Genomic DNA, 17661 nt, shown 5'->3' with positions numbered 1-17661 from the left:
GCGGTGTTCCTGTCGGACGTGTCGGTTCGTCGGCCCGTGCTGGCGACCGTGTTGTCGTCGCTGATCGTCGCTTTCGGCGTGCTCTCCTTCGGGAGTCTGCCGCTTCGCGAGCTGCCGGACGTCGACCCGCCGATCGTCTCGATCTCGACCTCCTATCCGGGCGCGTCCTCGGCCGTGGTCGAGAGCCGGATCACCAAGCCCCTCGAGGATCGCCTGAACGGGATCGACGGAATTCGTACCATCGAGGCCACGAGCAGCGACGGCGCGTCCTACATCACGATCGAGTTCGAGCTCTCGCGGGAGATCGCCGACGCGGCGAACGACGTGCGCGAACGCATCGCCAGGGCGATCGACGACCTGCCCGACGAATCGGATCCGCCCGAGATCTACAAGGCCGAGGCCGATTCGAGCCCGATCCTCTGGCTGAACTTCGGCAGTCGGACGCGCAGCGCCCTCGAGCTCACCGACTATGCGGAGCGCTACCTCGTGGACCGGTTCTCGGTCCTCGACGGCGTCGCGCGGGTGCGCCTCTCCGGCGATCGGCGTTATGCGATGCGCGTCTGGATCGACCGCGTCGCCCTGGCTGCGCGACAGCTCACCGTCAACGACGTCGAAGACGCGCTTCGGCGCGAGAACATCGAGCTGCCGGCGGGGCGTCTGGAGTCGACGCGACGCGACTTCGCCGTCCGCGTCGAGCGCGGCTACCGCGAGGTGAGCGACTTCGAATCGATGGTGGTGGCGCGCGGGGCGGATGGTCATCTCGTCCGTCTCGCCGAGGTCGCGCGCGTGAGCCGCGGCCCCGAAGAATGGCGGACCTACTACCGCGGCAACGGTGTCCCTCGGATGGGGATCGGAATCGTCAAGCAGTCCGGTGCCAACACGACGGCAGTCGCGTCCCTCGTCCGCGAAGAGGTCGCGCGTGTCCAGTCCGAGCTGCCCGAAGACCTCGAGCTGTTGAATTCCTGGGACAGCTCGGAGTACGTCCAGGCGTCGGTCGACCAGGTCTATCAGACCTTCGTGATCGCCATGATCCTGGTCGTGATCGTCATCTACCTCTTTCTCGGGACGAGTCGCGCGGCGCTGATTCCGGCGGTCACGGTTCCCATCTGCCTCGTCGGCAGCATGACGTTCCTCTTCGCCTTCGGTCTCTCGCTGAATCTGCTCACGCTCCTCGCCCTCGTGCTCTCCATCGGTCTCGTCGTCGACGACTCGATCGTCGTGCTGGAGAACATCCAACGTCGGATCGAGCTCGGCGAGCCGACGCTCCTGGCGGCGTTGCGCGGAGCGCGAGAGGTCGGCTTCGCGGTGATCGCGACGACGCTCGTGGTGATCGCCGTCTTCGTGCCGATCGCGTTCATGGAGGGGGCCACGGGCCGGCTCTTCCGGGAGCTCGCGATCACGATCTCCGCCACGGTCGCCCTCTCGAGCTTCGTGGCGCTGACGCTCTCCGCGATGCTCTGCTCGAAATTGCTCGTCCGCAAGGAGAAGGACGGTCCGATCATCCGCGTCTCGACCGCCGCGCTCGAAGCGGGGACGCGGGCCTATCGCGCAGCACTCGCGGTCGCCCTTCGTCGACCGATCCTCGCCGGCGGGGCACTGCTCGTGTCCGTGGCGGCGATCTACTTCCTCTTCGAGCAGGTGCCGACGGAGCTCGAGCCGAGCGAGGACCGGGGCGCCTTCATGATGGTGCTCCAGGGGCCGGAGGGAGCGAGCTTCGACTACACGGTCGACCACGTCCGCCAGATCGAGGACCGGGTGCTCTTTCCGATGGTCGATCGGGGCGAGGTGCGGAACGCGATCACTCGCGTGCCCGGCTTCGGTTCCGGCGAAGGGATGAACTCGGCCATCGGGATCATCGTCCTCGAGCACTGGGAGGACCGTGACCGGAGCGCCGACGAGCTGGCGGCGCACCTGAACCGAGAGGGCGGCAGGCTCCCGGGCGTGCGGGTCTTCGCGATGAGCCCGGGCGGACTCGGCAACCGTGGGGGGCGGCCCGTCCAGTTCGTGATCGCAGCGAGCAGCCACGAACAGGCCGGTGAGTGGCTGCAGCGCGTCCTCGCACGCGCCGACGAAGTCCCCGGTCTGGTCGGCGCGAATGGCGACTATCGCCCGACGCGCCCGGAGATCCGAATCGAGATCGATCGCGCCCGCGCGGCGGATCTCGGCGTGACGACCCAGACCATCAGCCGCACGCTGGAAACCATGCTGGGCTCCCGACAGGTGGGAACCTTCGTCGACCGCGGCGAGGAGTATCCGGTGATCCTGCAGGCGCGCGAAGAGCAGCGTCGCGATCCCCACGATCTCGAAAATCTCTACGTTCGCTCCGAACGAACCGGAAAGCTGATCCCGCTGTCGAACCTCGTGCAGACTCGCGAGCTGGCGGACGCGGGTTCGCTGAAGCGACTGAACCGCCTCTCCGCCGCGACGCTCGATGGCGGCGTCGCGCCGGGCCACACGCTGGGCAACGTGCTCGACGATCTGCTCGCGCTCGCACGCGACGAGCTGCCGGCGTTCGCGCGCTTCGATTACAAGGCCCAGTCACGCGAGTTCCGCGAGTCGAGCGCTGCGGCCTACACCAGCTTTGCCCTCGCGCTGTTGATCGTGTTCCTCGTGCTCTCCGCGCAGTTCGAGAGCTTCGTCCATCCGCTCGTGATCATGCTGACCGTGCCGCTCGCGATCGCGGGGGCGCTCCTCGGGCTCTATCTCCTGGGCGGCAGCCTCAACATCTACAGCCAGATCGGGATGACCATCCTGATCGGACTCGCCGCAAAGAACGGAATTCTGATCGTGGAGTTCACCAACCAGCTTCGCGCCGCGGGCGCCGCCTTCGACGAGGCGGTGAGCGAGGCGGCCGCGACGCGCCTTCGCCCGATCCTGATGACGGGTCTGTCGACCGCGATCGGTGCGCTTCCGCTGATGACGGGGCAGGGCGCCGGCTCGGGCGGCCGCTTCGCGATCGGCGTCACCGTCTTCGCAGGGGTCAGCTTCGCCACGCTGTTCACGCTCTTCGTCGTGCCGGTCGCGTACTCGATCGTCGCGCGACGGACCGCGCTTCCCGGGAGCGTGGCGGCGCGCCTCGAGGAACTCGCGACGGAGCACGCGTCCTCGGTCGCGGAGCCTGATCCGGGCGGGGCCGAGGGCACGCCGGGGTTCAGCGCGGGCCGGTAGCGCTCCCGGACCCCGCCTTCACGCGTCGGTCCACCACGTCCGCAGGTCGGCGATCGAGTCGAGCACCGCATCGGGACGGATCCCTCCCTCGAGATCCGTGGCGCGGAACTTTCCCGTGCGGACCAGGACGCCGCGCATGCTCGCGTGTTGCGCTCCCTGTACGTCGCCCACGATGTCGTCGCCGACCATCACGAGGTCGTCGATGCGCGCACCGAGCCGCTCGGCGGCCGACTCGAAGAAGGGCCGCGCGGGCTTGCCGAGCACGATCGCTTCGGCGCCGGACGCCCGCTCGAGGGCGGCGACGAAGGGCGCCACGTCGAGGCGAAGCCCGTCCTCGGCGCGCCAGTAGCGCGTCATCCCGAGGGCGATCAACGCGGGACGAGGATCGCCCATCAGCAGACGGAACGCGCGGTTGAGCGTGTCGAAGTCCCAGCCGGCGCCGAGGTCGCCGATGACGACACTCGCCGCGCCTGACTCGGCATCCTTCGGAAGAAGCGGAACGTCCCCGAACTCCGCCGCGGTCGCCGCAGGAACGAAGAGTGCAGACGGACCTTCCGCATGACTCGCGAGCCAGGTCGAGGCGGCGACCGGAGGCGTGAAGATCTCGTTCTCGCTCGTCGGGATTCCGAGGCGAGCGAGCTTCTCGACGAGGGCGCTTCGCGGTCGGGAGGTCGTGTTGGTCAGGAAGAGGAAGGGCACGCGTTGCGCACGCAGCCAGGCGACCGACTCGGCTGCGCCGGGCACCGGTCGCTCTTCCTCGTAGAGGACGCCGTCCATGTCGAGCAGGAGGGCTGCCATGGAAGACTCCGGCCGGGCGCTCGTTCGGCGCCCGTGACGGGAGTATCGCCCCTGCAGCGATCCCCCGCACGCCGTTCCGGGCGCCACTCGGGCTCCAGGACCCATCGTCCCGCGAGACGCCCGACGAAGGACCAGACAGGAAGGCCGTCCGGAACGGCGAGATCCTCGCCGAGAGTGACGACACCGTCTTCGTCGAGGGCAATCGCGACTGCCCCGCCGACTCGCTGCGAAGCGAGTGCTTCACACCGAACGACCGGACGACGTCGTGCCCGTGGTTCGAGGACTCGAACGGCCTGCTCGTGCTCCTTCGCGACGCGCCGCCGACGTCCGTCCCACGTGGATCGCGGAGAGCGTCGGTCTCGAGCGCTCCGCTCGTCTTCCGCCCTGGTCCGCGATCGGCTTCTTTCGGGATCGATTCGACCGGCCGGCGAGGAGGGCGCATCCGGCGGCGAGCGAGAAAGCCACCGTCGGCTCGGGGAGCGCCTGGCTCAACAGTACGCCCGAGCCGGAGTTGAAGGTGTAGCCGGGCGGCAGCTCGATCGACAGGACGCCTCCGTCTTCGAAGCCGCCGAAGGTCATGTAGCCCTCGCCCGAGGTCATGCTGACGCCGAGGTAGGCCTCGAAATAGAAGGGCGTCCCGACGGGCGCGGTCATCGGGATCGACACCACGCCGTCGAACCGAACACGGCTGTCGACGAAGACCTGAGCTTGACCGGTCCCGAGGAGCGTGGTCGTGAGAAGGTCCGCCGTCACGACGCGGGGGCCGGTGATCGACGGAGCGGGCGGAGAGGTGTTCTCCGCGTAGGACTTCAGGACGCGGGCGCGATCGATCATCCTCCCCCGCGCCGCGGTGAGGCGCTGAAGGTTCACCGTGATCAGCGCGCTGAGGTTGGAGGGCGTCAGAGCGTCGCCCGATTCGGTGTCCAGGTCGATGTCGCCGGAGAAGTCCAGGTGGAGCGTCGCCGTGACGGGCCCGCTCGGGGTCGTTCCTGGAAGCGGAACGACGGTGAAGCTGTCGCGGATGAAGGCGCTCGAATTGCTGCTCTGGAAGTTGACGCACCGACTTCTCGCGCTGAAGACGCCGATGGCGACGTCGACCTCGCCGAAGGACTCACCGGGACCGCGAACGTGATACGGGCCGATCGACGTCGCGAAGGTCTGGAGGCCGAAGTTGGCGACGTTTCGCGGCGTTCCGTCGGGCGCGACGTCCGCACGGGCCTCGCCCATCGCGCCAGACACGCTCGGGGTCGACAGCACGAGGGCGCCCACGAGAAGCAGTGTCTCGACGAGCGCAGGACGGATTCGGTTCTTGCGGAGGGTGGAATCGGGGTGGTTCGGGTCTCGGCGGTGCTCCATGGGAGGCCTCCCTGGGACTCGCCGACGCGCTCGCGCCGCGGGCCCCTATCGGCGGCTCGCTCCTATGCAGCCATCTTCGCGCCGATCCGCGACGCGTTCCGTGAAGGGGTTCACAGAGCGGACGAATTTCCGCCGCCGCGGCGCTACGCGCCCCGCGCCACCGGGATCGAGTCGAGAGCGCTCGTTCCGATCCGCTCGACCGAGACCGGGAAGCCGGTCATCCAGGGCATCGCGTTGATCGACTCGCGGGCGGAGTCGTCGGTGCTCGTCAGCCAATTCGTGCTGACCCCGGCGTCCGCGTACTTCGCGCCCTCACGCGGCAACGCGCCGAATCCGTGGGAGACGGAGACGACGCCGCGGCGGAGCGAGGGGTCGGCCTCCGCGCGGACACGGATCGCTCCGTGGCGCGATGCGATCTCGATCTCGTCGCCGGTCGCGATCCCCTCGTCGTCCATGTCGTCGGGATTCATGTAGCCCGGGTTGACGGGGACGCGCGCCTTGATGGACGGCAACGCGAGGCCTGCGGAGTTGTTCCCGTCCCGGAGCCGACGTACGGCCAGGCGGTAGCGGAAACGCTCGTCGCCGAGGGGTGGATGGGCGAGCGTCGCGGCGCAGCCGGCGAGCTCGTCGGCGACGTCGTCCGGCAGCAGGCTGAATCGATGGGGGCTCTCGGGGTCGCCCGGCTCGACGAACTGGGTTTCGCCGGGCAGGAACACACCGCGTTCCGCCCGTTCGAGGTCGTCGAAGGCGATCGGGGCGTGCGCGGCCGTCCGCTCGAGGATCTCGCGGGTGCTCGGGGCCGCGTCCATCGGGAGCGCCTCTCCCATCAGCTCGAGCGTCAGGCCGAGGCGCTTCGCGAGCTCCCAGAAATAGAGGTGGTCGTCCGCGACTTCCGCGCCCTCCGGTGGCTTCGCGATGGCCGGCGTGAATCGCGTATAGGGCTCGGGCGAGAAGAGGCTCTCGTAGAGCCAGATCGGAAGGTCGGCGCGCTCGTATTGGAGCGTCGGGGGGAGCACGTAGTCCGCCAGCGCCGTCGTCATCGTCGGAAAGGGCTCGATCGCGACGAGCAGGTCGAGGGCAGCGAAGGCCCGTTCGACCTTCTCGATCCCCGGGATCGCTGAAGCGGGGTTGCCGCCATGCGAGATCAGGCAGCGTACGCGCCCGGGGCCGGGGGCGAGGATCTCGTCGGGGAGCGTCCCCGTCGGCAGCTCCCCGTCGAGCTGGCCGAAGCCGCCGACCCGACTCTTCGCCCCGTCTTCCCACCAGCGCGGCGCGGGGATCACTTCGGCGCGAATCGGCTGCCGGGCGTGGATCACGCCCGGGTGCTCGACCGGATCGCCCTCGCGCAGGTAGCGCCCACACACGATGTTCAGGCACTCGATCAGGTGCTCGGCGAGATTGCCGCCGGGGGCCATGTCCGGACCGGTCGCGCCCGCCGCCGGACCCGAGCTGCACTCGTGCGCGAAGAGACGCGCCGCTTCTCGAAGGGTTGCCTCGGAAACGCCTGCGCGCTGGGCGACGGCAACTGGCGTGAAGGGCGCCACCGCTCGCCGCAACGCTTCGACGTCGTCCGCGTAGCGGTCGCAGAAGTCCTGATCCTGCCAGCCGTTCTCGAGGACGAGGTGGATCAGGCCAGCGAGGACCGCGCAGTCCTCGCCGGGGAGCGATTGGATGTGGATGTCCGCGAAGCGGGCGGTCTCGCTCTCCCGCGGATCGATCACGATCAGCTTCATGCCCCGCTCCCGGGCGGCGCGCAGGCGCTTCGTCGGATTGCGCGTATCGAAACCGTTCGCGCTCACGGAGACCAACGGGTTCGCGCCCACGAGCAGATAGACGTCGGCGCGGCTCATGGGGACTCGCCCGGGCGGCCACATCCCGAGCCGGCCGAGCGCGACCATCTTGGCGGACTGATCGATCGTGACGGAGCTGTAGGACTTCGGAGAGCCCAGCGCCGAGAGGAACGCGGGGAGCATCATCACGGACGACGAGGTGAAGAACGCCCCGCCGCCGCGGTAGCCCGCGATGGCGCGAGGACCGTCCGTCTCGACGAGCTCGCCGATCTGCGTCGCGATCTCGTCGAGGGCCTGCTCGAGCGGAATCGGCGCAAGCTCACCATCGGGCATCCGCTTCATCGGTCGGAGGAAACGTTGCGGGCTGTTGTGGGCCTCCGGGGCGTTCAGTCCCTTGAAGCAGGCGTAGCCGAGGGTCGAGGGGTCCTCGCGATCACCGCGAACGCCGACCACCCGCGACGTCTCGTCGAGGCTCACGACGGTCCCGCACATCCCCATGCATTGGCGACAGAACGAGAGCGCTTCCCGCACCGCGACCCCCTTCGAATGCCCCGTGCGCTCGACCATCTCGTGTCTCACTCCTGCAATCCGACGTCTCTCCGATGCTATCAGACCGCGTCCAGGGCCTCTGCAATTCTCGGAGGCTCGTCCTACCTTCCGAGGCGAGATGCCTTACACGCTCGCCGAACTCTCCGACCGCGCCGAGATCCAGGACCTGCTCGTGCGGGAAGCGCATGCCCTCGACAAGGGGGATTGGCGGGCCTGGGAGGACTGTTTTTTCCCGGACGCCGAGATCGACTACTCCGAGAACGACGGCGCGGTCGGCACTCCAGCCGAAGTGCGGCGATGGCTGGCCGCCGTCTTCGCCGGCTTTCCGGCCGCGCAACACCTGAGCTCGAACGCCTCCATCTCACTCGACGGCGATCGCGCCTCGGTTCGCTCGATGCAGTACATCGGGGTCAAGATGATTCGGGGCGACGACGAGCGAGTCGTGATCTCCGGAATCTGGTTCCACGACGAGATGCGCCGTGATGCCGAGGGCTGGCGGATCTCCCGCCGCTACGAAGAGCTCGCCTGGCGCCACAACTTCCCAGGCGACTTCGAACCCCCGATCGTCGCGACCTGAGCAGGAACGAGCGCTTCGACTCGGCGGATGGCGCCGGCATCCGGCTCCGCTCTCCTGAGACGATGATCGGCAGCGGCCCCGCGAACCGGTTGCCGGGGCGCTCCTTCGCTCGACCAAGGCTGGCGCTCGTCAGATCCCCTCGCCCATCTCCGGCGAACGTTTCTGGTGGAGCTGGAGCCTAGGCTCCTCGACCGTGACCCGCGTGTAGCGCGGCACCGACTCGGTGAGCCAGACGTTGCCACCGATCACGGAGCCTTCACCGATCACGGTGTCGCCGCCGAGGATCGTCGCGTTCGGATAGATGGTGACGTCGTCCTCGATCGTCGGGTGTCGTCGCTTGCCGGAGTCGGCCCGGCCGGCCTTGTTCGAGAACGCGGCGAGCGTGACGCCGTGATAGAGCTTCACGCGGTCGCCGATGATGCAGGTCTCGCCGATCACGACGCCTGTCCCGTGGTCGATGAAGAAGTGGTTGCCGATCCGGGCGCCCGGGTGGATGTCGATGCCGGTTGCGCTGTGCGCGTCCTCGGACATGATCCGCGCGACGACCTGTTCGCCGAGCGCGTAGAACACGTGGGCGATCCGGTAGGTGACCATCGCGAGGATCGACGGGTAGGCGACGATCACCTCGGCGAAGCTGTTGGCGGCTGGATCCCGGTCGTAGGCCGCCGCGACGTCGGTCGCGACGAGGCGCCGGACCTCGGGGAGCCGCTCGATGAACGCAGATGCCGTGGCGGCAGGAACGAGGGCGCCGACGATCCCGTGGACGACGCGGAGGTCGCTCTCGAGGTGGTCCGTCGGCGTATCGTCCGTGACGAGCGCGCGGAGCGCGCCGAGTGCGTCCTTGACGCGCCTCTTGTAGGGCAGCGTTTCCTTGCTCGCTTCGCTGACCGGGTCGCCGCCTTCGCGTAGAGCCAGGAGCTCGCTGGCGACCTTGTCGAAATCGGGCACGGGGCTTCCTCCGTGGGCGCAGGTGCAGGTGGTTGTCGGTCGCGTTCGGACGCCGGGCGTCCGGGCGCGACCGTGGCGCGAGCCTATCACGCCCGCCTCGCGGATGGCTCGAGTCGTCTGGAACCAGATGTGACCGGCCGTATGGCCTCCGTCCACCATGTACTCGGCGCCATGGCAGGACCGTGCGGGCAGACCCGGTCCACGCGGATCCCGTGCGGACCGAGCTCGAGCGCCGCCGCCTTGGTGGCGCCGCGCAGTCCCCACTTCGACGCGCAGTAGGGCGACACTCAGCCCACCAGGCTCCCGCTCATCGCCTGCTCGTTCTCGCGCATGTTGTGCCGCGTCGACTCGGGTGGGTTCGTCGGAGCGCCCGCAACCCCATCGCGCCTCCGAGGCCGGCCAGCAACACCGTCGCGGTCGGTCCCATCAGCGGCACCGGCGGCGGTCCATTCACGCGAAACGCCGCGGCCGCAAGCGTATCGGCGTTGAGTGTTCCGCCGACGCCGTCTGGTGTCCACAGGCGTGGAAGCACGTCGCCTTGCTCGTTGCGGAACCAGATCGTCGGCGTCGCAGCCGTGGCCATCAGCCAGTAGTCGGAGCCCTGCGCGAGGGTGGGTCCACCGGAGCCCTCGTCGACGCGGCCGCGCTTGATCGAGCCGTCGAACTGCTCCGCCGTCGCCGTCACGGTGAACGTTCCGAGCAGCGCACCGAGTCCGCCGGCAGCGTCAGCGTAGAGCCGGAACTCCATCGTGCCGGGCCCGTCGAGATAGTTGCCGACGGCGACGTCGATCGAGGCCACGGGGCCCGATGCCCCGCTCGTGAAGCGAAAGCCCTGGAACCAGTCCTCCGTGTCGCCGAGGCTGGCGTAGTCGCCGATGAAGGAGACGATGTCGTCGTCCTCGAACACGTCCGCGTTGCCCAGGTTGTCGTAGAAGACCTGAGCGACCGCAGATTCCGACAGCACGAGGAAGCCCAGTACCGTGAAGAGCGGCACCCAGCGCGTAGAGATCCCGCGCCGGGCGGCAGGGTGGGGGACACGTCGAAAGTCGATCGATCTCGGCATCGGGTTCTCCTCGGGGCGATGGCTCCTCGCGAAGGTCGTCGCGGCACTCGCGTCCGGGTCAACGCCTTCGGTCACATCATACGCCGTCGCGACGAGCGCGTGGGCGCTTTCCAGACCCGCGGTATCGGCCACGCCGCGCCCCACCCACTCGCCCCCTGCGCGGCCGGCGACGCTCGTCGCCTCGGACCGGCCCCGATCGGCGGAACTCGACGGGGACCGAGCCACGAGATCGTGACGCCGTGGGAGCACGCGATGTTCTACCCTTGGCGCCCGATGGAAACGGGTTCCACTCAAGCTCGTGGCCCGCGCGCCCTCGCCGTCTGGGCCGCCACGCTCGTCGGCGTCGCGGTGGGGCTGGGTACGTTCACGCTCGGCTACGCGAACGTTCCCTCCTACCTGACCGATGACGCATCGGCGTGCGCGAACTGCCACGTCATGCAGGGACACCTGGATGCGTGGGCGAAGTCGTCTCACAAGACCGTGGCCACCTGCAACGACTGTCACGCATCCCACGCGGGCGTGCTCGCCAAGTACGGCTCCAAAGCGGTCAACGGCTTCAATCATGCGCTCGCCTTCACGACCGGTCGCTACGCCGAGCACCTTCAGCTGACCGACTTCAATCGGCGCATCACCGAGGGCGCCTGCCGAGGCTGCCATACTGCGCTGACCGGGCTCGTGGACGTCGCGCACACCGATCGGCAGGACGTGGAGTGCACGCGCTGCCATTCGACGGTCGGCCACGACCGATGACGGAGGATCCCATGTCCAGCTCGCGAGGAACGTCGGGCCGCACGCTCGGCCTGGTTGCCGCCGCCGCCGCTCTGGCGTCGATGTTGACCGCCTTCATGCTCGTGAACATCTTCGATCGGAAGCAGGAAGCGCGCGCGGCGATCGTCCAGGTCGTCGAGCTCGACGACGACACCACGGATCCCGCGGAGTGGGGCAAGAACTATCCGATCCACTTCGAGGACTACCTCCGAACGGCCGACATGGAGCAGACGCTCTACGGCGGGAGCGAGGCGATCCCCAATCAGCCGAGCAGCCGGGACCCCCGGAACGTCGTGTCGAAGAGCAAGCTCGACACGATCCCCCAGCTCCGCCGCATGTGGGCCGGCTATGCCTTCTCGAAGGACTTCCGCGAGGAACGCGGTCACGCCTACATGCTCGAGGACCAGATCTACACGCGCCGCCAGGACGTCGGCCAACCGGGCACGTGCATCAATTGCCACGCTTCGACCTACGGGGCGATGAAGGCGCTCGGTGACGGGGACCTCGACGCGGGGTTCGACGCGCTGAACGCGATGTCCTACGACGAGGCCAGGACCCATCTGGGCCATGCGGTCGCCTGTATCGACTGCCACGTGCCGGAGACCATGGCGCTTCGCGTTACGCGCCCGGCCTTCGTTCGAGCGATCGCCGACGTGAAGCGGCTCGAGGGAATCGAGGCCTTCGACGTGAATCGGGACGCGACTCGTCAGGAGATGCGCAGCTACGTCTGCGGTCAGTGTCACGTCGAGTACTACTTCGAGGGTCCGGGAAAGACCCTTACCTATCCATGGCAGAAGGGGCTGACCGTCGACGACGCCTGGGCCGTGTACGAGGCGAACGGCTTCAAGGACTGGACCCACGCGGAGACGGGGGCGCCGATGCTCAAGGCCCAGCACCCGGAGTTCGAGATGTGGTCGCAGGGCATCCATGCCCGCTCGGGTGTGAGCTGCTCCGACTGCCACATGCCGTACAAGACGGTCGGGGGAAAGAAGGTGAGCGATCACCACGTGGCCAGTCCGCTGCTCGCGGCCAACAACGCGTGCGGTACCTGTCACAAGTACGCCGAGGCGGAGCTCGTCGCGCGGACGGAGGCGATCCAGACTCGCCATCGGCACGTCGTCGACCGTGCGCTCGACGCTCTCGTCGATCTCATCGACCGGATCACCGCTGCACGCGCCGAAGGCGTCGACGAGGCGCTTCTGGCCGAGGCGCAGCAATTCCAGCGTCGGGCCAGTTTCTACGTCGACTACGTCGAGGCCGAGAACTCCTCGGGCTTCCATGCGCCGCAGGAAGCGGCACGAATTCTCGCGGATTCGATCGACTTCTCACGGCGAGGCCTCTCGGCCGTGGAGGCGGCGCGCAATGGCGCGAGGGCCGAAATGCGAACCGCGTCGACGCGAACGGGCGACGCCTCGAGAGACGCCGCCCGCCGGTCGGATCGAGTCGCAGAGGCTGCCTGGACTAGCGACCCGACATCAGGCCGCTGAAGGTTCCGATCGGACGGAACAGCGGCTCGTTCGACAGATCGTTCCAGGTCTCGCTCGAGACGCTGGTGCCCGAATACTCGCGGACGTATTCGAGGATGCGACCGTCGTAGGTTCGGACGAATACGGTCAGCCGATCGCGGCTCCCTTCGTCGACGACGACGGCGTGGTCGGTCCGAAGCCCGTGTCCGCCGGGGGCCTCGCGGAGCGGCATCCACTGCCAGGTCGCGCCATTCCAGTGGAACTCGACGAGCCGCCCGTTCTCGGGGCCGTCGTTCTCCGCGTAGCCGAAGGCGCTGACGCGAAGGTTGCCCGGATCCCTGCTCGAACCGACATACCAGACCGCGGAGGAAGTCATTCGGAACTTGTCTCCGTAGAGGCCGGGCGGCGAGCCCTGGTCGACCCAACCGGCACTCCAGCCGTTGCCGTCGTGGTAGTGGGTCGACAGGTGCCAACCGCCTCGCGCGCCACGTGCGACGGCGAAGACGAGCAGGCGCCCCTTGCCTCCCACGATCGGCACGTCGGTGTAGTAGCTCTCCGCGACCGGGGCACCGTTGACGAAGGCGTCCGGTGCTCCGAGGGAGTGCCAGGCGAACGTCTGTCCGTCGCCCTGCAGGTAGGCGATCTCGCCGGCGTTGATTCCCGTGTCGCCCTCGACCTGCGGGTCGGTGGCGACGAACACGTAGTGCTGCTCCTCGGCGTCGAGCGGGTCTTCGCGGTTCAGGTAGTCGTGGATGACCGAGGTCGCGCTACCCGGGCCGACGGAGACGCCGAATCGGTCGCCCGGCGTGCCGTGGTCGTGCCAGGTCGGCGTCCCGTTCTTCGTCTGCTGTCGAAGCTCGATCAACGGCAGAGTCGGCGAGTCCTGGAAGCGGGTCGACGTCACGAACGAGCGGGGCATGCCGGTGCCGAACATGTGGCGGCGATATTGGTTCACGCCCGTCTGCGCGACGGAGTCGAGGCCGGCCTGGGGATTGAAGTAGTCCCACGAGCTCGGAATCGAGCGGCCGGTCGCGGTGGTCAGGTTCGGCGTGAGGCCCGCGTAGTCGAGACTCGCGCGCGGAGCATCGATCTCCATCCGCGCGGTCTCGAAGTCGGGCGTGCTGCTCCCGGATTCGGTCCCGAGACCCTGGTAGACGATCCAGTCGGGATCGTGCGCGCCCCATCCGCGAACCAGCGGCAAGCCGAAGTCCAGGCCGGGGGAGTCGCCGCTATTCGAGATGCGTTCGATCGGCGCACCGGACGGGTTGCCGAGGTGATCCCAGTCGCTCCACTTTCGCGTGTCCGTATCCCAGGTTCGCGACGAGAGGCCGCGAGCGGTGACTCCGAAGAGGGAGAGGGTTCGCGTCGTTCGCCATCGGAGACCGCCTTCGTAGCGGGTCTCGCTCTTGACACCGCCGCTCGGGAGCATGCGGGAGAGCTCGGGGACGGCGACGTTGGCGTTGGTCGTGGTGGGGAAGGGGTTCTTCGCGCAGCAGACGGGGCTGCCGAGCTGGGCCTGCGCGGTCGGTGCGGAGAGGCCGATGAGGATGATCAGCCAGAGCGATTGCCGCGCGACGCGATGCCATGCGGTGGGAAGCCGGTCGAGAGAAGACATGGAAGGTTCTCCACGGGGCGCGTGTCGACGGGCTCGCTCCCAACCGACGACCGGGTCGACGCGTTAGTGTCCGTGGTTCGGGATGGGGGTCCGAGGAGGCGGTTCGCATCTCCTGGAGAAGCGAACCGACGGAACCTGCGTTGGGGATTCGGCACCAACGAGGGCCTGGAACCCCCATCCCCGGAGTCGATCGCCCCGTATGGCCGCTCTTCCCGCCCGTTCTCTGCTCCTCTCCATGCTCGTTGCGCTGTGCCCACCGTTCACCGCGATGGCGCAGACGATCGACCCCGGGGAAGTCCTGGGGCCACAGGAAACGCTCGTCACGTTCGTGAACTTCGCGAACGATCGGACCCCCAACTTCTCCGGGGTCGACGCCTTCGACTACGTCTACGATGCGAGCAACGCCACGTCGGCCGCGGCCTACGTGGCGGAAGCCTCCTATGGACGGGCTTCCCTGGTGCAGAGCTTTCAGTTCGTCGTCGGCCAGTTCGAGGCCTCGTACGACGACACCCACTGTCTCGTTCGAACCGAAGCCGGGACGCGGCAGCTCGTCGACGAGCTCGACAACGCACTCGACTTCCGGACCCTCGATCGTTGGATCGTCGTCTTCCCCCGAAACGCGAACTGCGGCTTCGTCGGCCTGTCGACACTCGGGAAGTGGGCCTTCGAGACGGAGCTCGGCCCCGCGGAGTTCTCGGTCATCCTCTTGAACGCACCGGCCGCGCCCTGGGGACCGCTCGTCGCGCACGAGCTCGGTCACAGCTTCGGGGGTCTCCAGCACTCCCTGGATTGGGAGTGTGGGACCGAGGCGATGGGCGCGAGCTGCTTCGCGACGGGCACCGACCGCTATGACGTGATCGCAGCCAGCGTGAACGACGGTCACTACACGCCGCCGGGCAAGTACGCGCTCGAGTGGTTCGACGACCAGATCGCCGAGGTCGGCGGGGCAGGGGGCACGTTTCTGCTGGAGCCCTACGAGACGACGGGAGCCGGACTGAAGGCCCTCCGGATTCCGGCCAGCGGACCGTACGACGACTACCGGGTCCTCGATGACTACTGGGTGAGCTACCGGAAGCCGATCGGATTCGACGCGGGCTTCTCCGAGCTCGCGACGGATGGCGCCATGGTCCACCTCGGCACCGAGTTCTTCCCCGAGTTCTCGACCGAGGCCACGGGCGCGTCGCTCCTGCTCGACGCGAAGCCGGGCGGGGGATCGCAGGAGGTCGACTCCGCGGACGTCCTGCTCGAAGTCGGGCAGACCCTGGTCGACACCGATCGCGGCATCACGATCGAGACCCTCGGCGTCGTGGGCTCTGCCCTCGAAGTCCGGGTGACCGTTTCGCGGTACTGCGGCAACGGAGTGATCGACGACGCGAACGGCGAGGTGTGCGACGGCACGACGCTCGGTGGCGCGACCTGCGCGTCGATCGGGTGGACCCACGGAACGCTCGCCTGTGGACCGGCGTGCGCGCTCGACACGAGTGGCTGCGGTCCCGAAGTCTGCGCGCCGGGCGACGTCTTCGACGAGGGGACCGGGCTCTGCACGGCCTCCTTCCTCGGCGGCGGGCCGGTCGACATGAGCCTGTATCGCAACGCCAGCAGCTTCGACTTCGCGCGGACGCTGACGAGCGCCACGCTCCTCACCGCCTCGCGAGGCAACCTCGGAACGAACCAGAACTTCAGCGGCACGACGCGTTCGATCATCTCGCGGCTGAACCTTCCCTTCGATACCCGCGCGCTCCCCGATGGCGCGGTGATCGAGTCCGCGACGCTGCGGATGAAGTACACCCTCTTCGGCGATCCCTACTCGAATACGCATCCGGAGTCGGCCGACGATCTGATTCTGGTCCGGACGAACGATCCGGATCCGACGACGCGGGAGCTCTCCGACTACGGTGTCTTCCAGCCCGTCGACGCTCCGCCGGAAGGCGCGCCACGCATCGACGTGAGCGAGACCTACGTTCCGAACGGGGAAGTCGTCTTCCCACTCAACGCGACGGGTCTCTCGTGGGTCGACGACGAGGGCTACACCCTCCTCGGCCTTCGGACCGGCTGGGACGTCGACGACGTCGAGGTTCCGGCAGGAGAGGAACTCGATTTCGGCGTGAACTTCGTCTCGGTGGACTCGCCGATCTCGGGGCCCCGATTGGAGATCGTCTACCGGCCCGTGCCCGAACCCGGCTTCGGATCGCTCGTGGCGGCGGGCGTCGGGTTTGTTGGCGTCTTCGGGCGTTCTCGCCACCGCTCGCGGCCGCTGAAGGGCCACCTCTCGCGGGTCGACCTTTGCGTGTAGCGTATGGGGGAGACACTGCGTCGGGGCTCGCCGCTTCCCGACGACATGCGAGAAAGGGGCGTTCGCGATGGCTTCATCCTCAACGAATGGATCGTCGGGCTCGGAGACCGGCGTGGATTGGATGATCTCGTCCGACTCGCACATCATCGAGCCGCCGGATCTCTGGACCGAACGGATCGATGCGCGGTTTCGCGGGCGGGAGCCGCGGGTCGTTCGGGACGGAGACCACGATTGGTGGACGATCGATGGACAGCGGTCGATGTCCTTCCTCGGCGTCCAGACCGGCGATCGTTTCGACAAGGACGCGACCGAGCTGATCACCGCGGCGAGCTTCGAGGAGGTCCGCCCGGCGGCCTACGATCCTTCGCTCTACCTCGCGGAGAACGCCCACGACGGCGTCATGGGCTCGGTGATCTATCCGAGCGAGGCGCTGCTCGCGTACAGCGTTCCCGACTCGGAGCTCTGCTCGGCGACCATGCGCGCCTACAACGACTTCATCGCCGAGTTCTGCAGCCACGATCGGAATCGACTGAAGGGGATCGCGCTCGTCAACGTGGACGATCCGGCCGAGGCGGTCGGCGAGATGAAGCGGGCGCGGGAGCTCGGGCTCTGCGGAGCGATGATCACCGTTCTGCCGCCGGAAGACCGGCCCTACGACGACCCGATGTACGAGCCTGTCTGGAGCGCCTCCGTCGATCTCGACATGCCGCTCAGCATGCACGTAGCCACCGGTCGCCGACTGCTCTCGGCCGAGCCCGGTCAGGAGAGTACACAGCGGGTTTCGGAAGCCGCCTTCTATCTCCAGGACCATTTCGTCCGGAAGTCGCTCGGTGAGATGATCTTCTCGGGTGTCTTCGAACGGCATCCGAAGTTGCGCGTCGGATCGGTGGAGCACGAGGTCTGCTGGGTACCCTTCTTCCTCTTCCAGGCGGATTACTGCTACACGGACCGACCGCTCCGCGGAGACTGGCATCGTTTCGAGCCCGGCGTGCTCCCGAGCGACTTCTTCAAGCGCAACTGCTTCCTCAGCTTCCAGGAAGACGCGGTCGGGATCCGGGTCCGCGACGTCTGCGGGGAAGGCACCCTCATGTGGGGCTCCGATTACCCGCACACGGAGTCGACGTTCCCGCGTTCTCGTGAGATCGCGGCGGAGATCCTGGCCGAGGTTCCGGTCGAGGAGCAGCGGGCGATCCTGCGCGACAACGTGGCTCGACTCTACGGGTTCGACGTCGACGCGATCGCGCCGGTCGGGGCCGGCTGACGACCGACC

General features: G+C 68.0%; 12 protein-coding genes and 1 pseudogene. 6 read left to right on the top strand and 7 right to left on the bottom strand.

The window, feature by feature from the left end; all coding sequences use genetic code 11:
- The first annotated feature begins 3 nt into the window (after positions 1-3).
- Positions 4-3168 (top strand): efflux RND transporter permease subunit, encoded by a 3165-nt coding sequence (locus NXI30_01870; protein MCR9092940.1) that lies wholly within the window; start codon positions 4-6, stop codon positions 3166-3168.
- Between the two features lie 18 nt (positions 3169-3186).
- On the opposite strand, the gene NXI30_01865 is transcribed toward NXI30_01870, so the two are convergent.
- From NXI30_01865 to NXI30_01855, 3 genes are all read right to left on the bottom strand, one after another.
- A complete protein-coding gene (locus NXI30_01865) occupies positions 3187-3966 on the bottom strand; it encodes a TIGR01458 family HAD-type hydrolase (GenBank protein ID MCR9092939.1) in 780 nt (259 codons plus the stop codon).
- Positions 3967-4206: 240 nt separating this feature from the next.
- Positions 4207-5322 (bottom strand): hypothetical protein, encoded by a 1116-nt coding sequence (locus NXI30_01860; protein ID MCR9092938.1) that lies wholly within the window; start codon positions 5320-5322, stop codon positions 4207-4209.
- A gap of 143 nt (positions 5323-5465) precedes the next feature.
- The gene (locus NXI30_01855) at positions 5466-7679 is read right to left on the bottom strand and encodes a molybdopterin-dependent oxidoreductase (protein ID MCR9092937.1); all 2214 of its coding nucleotides are present in this window, start codon (positions 7677-7679) and stop codon (positions 5466-5468) included.
- A 100-nt stretch (positions 7680-7779) separates the two neighbouring features.
- Here NXI30_01855 and NXI30_01850 point away from each other — a divergent pair, with 100 nt between their 5' ends.
- Positions 7780-8238, top strand: a complete 459-nt coding sequence (locus tag NXI30_01850; GenBank protein ID MCR9092936.1) for a nuclear transport factor 2 family protein — start codon at positions 7780-7782, stop codon at positions 8236-8238.
- 129 nt (positions 8239-8367) lie between these two features.
- Here the strand turns inward: NXI30_01850 and NXI30_01845 are convergent, their stop codons facing one another.
- From NXI30_01845 to NXI30_01835, 3 genes and pseudogenes are all read right to left on the bottom strand, one after another.
- Entirely contained in the window at positions 8368-9186 is an 819-nt protein-coding gene (locus NXI30_01845) for a serine acetyltransferase (GenBank protein ID MCR9092935.1), read from the bottom strand.
- 185 nt (positions 9187-9371) lie between these two features.
- A pseudogene (locus NXI30_01840) lies at positions 9372-9470 on the bottom strand (SDR family NAD(P)-dependent oxidoreductase).
- A 23-nt stretch (positions 9471-9493) separates the two neighbouring features.
- Positions 9494-10249: a hypothetical protein gene (locus NXI30_01835; protein ID MCR9092934.1), complete on the bottom strand. Its 756-nt coding sequence runs from the start codon at positions 10247-10249 to the stop codon at positions 9494-9496.
- Between the two features lie 273 nt (positions 10250-10522).
- Here NXI30_01835 and NXI30_01830 point away from each other — a divergent pair, with 273 nt between their 5' ends.
- The gene (locus NXI30_01830) at positions 10523-10999 is read left to right on the top strand and encodes a NapC/NirT family cytochrome c (GenBank protein MCR9092933.1); all 477 of its coding nucleotides are present in this window, start codon (positions 10523-10525) and stop codon (positions 10997-10999) included.
- An 11-nt stretch (positions 11000-11010) separates the two neighbouring features.
- Positions 11011-12504 carry an ammonia-forming cytochrome c nitrite reductase subunit c552 gene (locus NXI30_01825; protein MCR9092932.1) on the top strand — a complete coding sequence of 498 codons (1494 nt, stop codon included), beginning with the start codon at positions 11011-11013 and terminating at the stop codon, positions 12502-12504.
- Here the strand turns inward: NXI30_01825 and NXI30_01820 are convergent.
- Positions 12479-14098, bottom strand: coding sequence for a hypothetical protein (locus NXI30_01820; protein MCR9092931.1), 1620 nt, complete (start codon positions 14096-14098; stop codon positions 12479-12481). The genes NXI30_01825 and NXI30_01820 overlap by 26 nt on opposite strands.
- Positions 14099-14333: 235 nt before the next feature.
- On the opposite strand from NXI30_01820, the gene NXI30_01815 reads away from it, so the two are divergent.
- Together NXI30_01815 and NXI30_01810 are read left to right on the top strand one after the other, a co-directional pair.
- Positions 14334-16391 (top strand): hypothetical protein, encoded by a 2058-nt coding sequence (locus tag NXI30_01815; protein ID MCR9092930.1) that lies wholly within the window; start codon positions 14334-14336, stop codon positions 16389-16391.
- 121 nt (positions 16392-16512) lie between these two features.
- Positions 16513-17652, top strand: coding sequence for an amidohydrolase (locus NXI30_01810; protein MCR9092929.1), 1140 nt, complete (start codon positions 16513-16515; stop codon positions 17650-17652).
- Positions 17653-17661: the final 9 nt, after the last annotated feature.

The sequence above is a fragment of the bacterium genome (genome assembly GCA_024742285.1).
Classification (GTDB): domain Bacteria; phylum Myxococcota_A; class UBA9160; order UBA9160; family UBA4427; genus UBA4427.
Note: the sequence above shows the minus strand (reverse complement) of the source record. Positions and strands in the feature narration are given on the sequence as shown.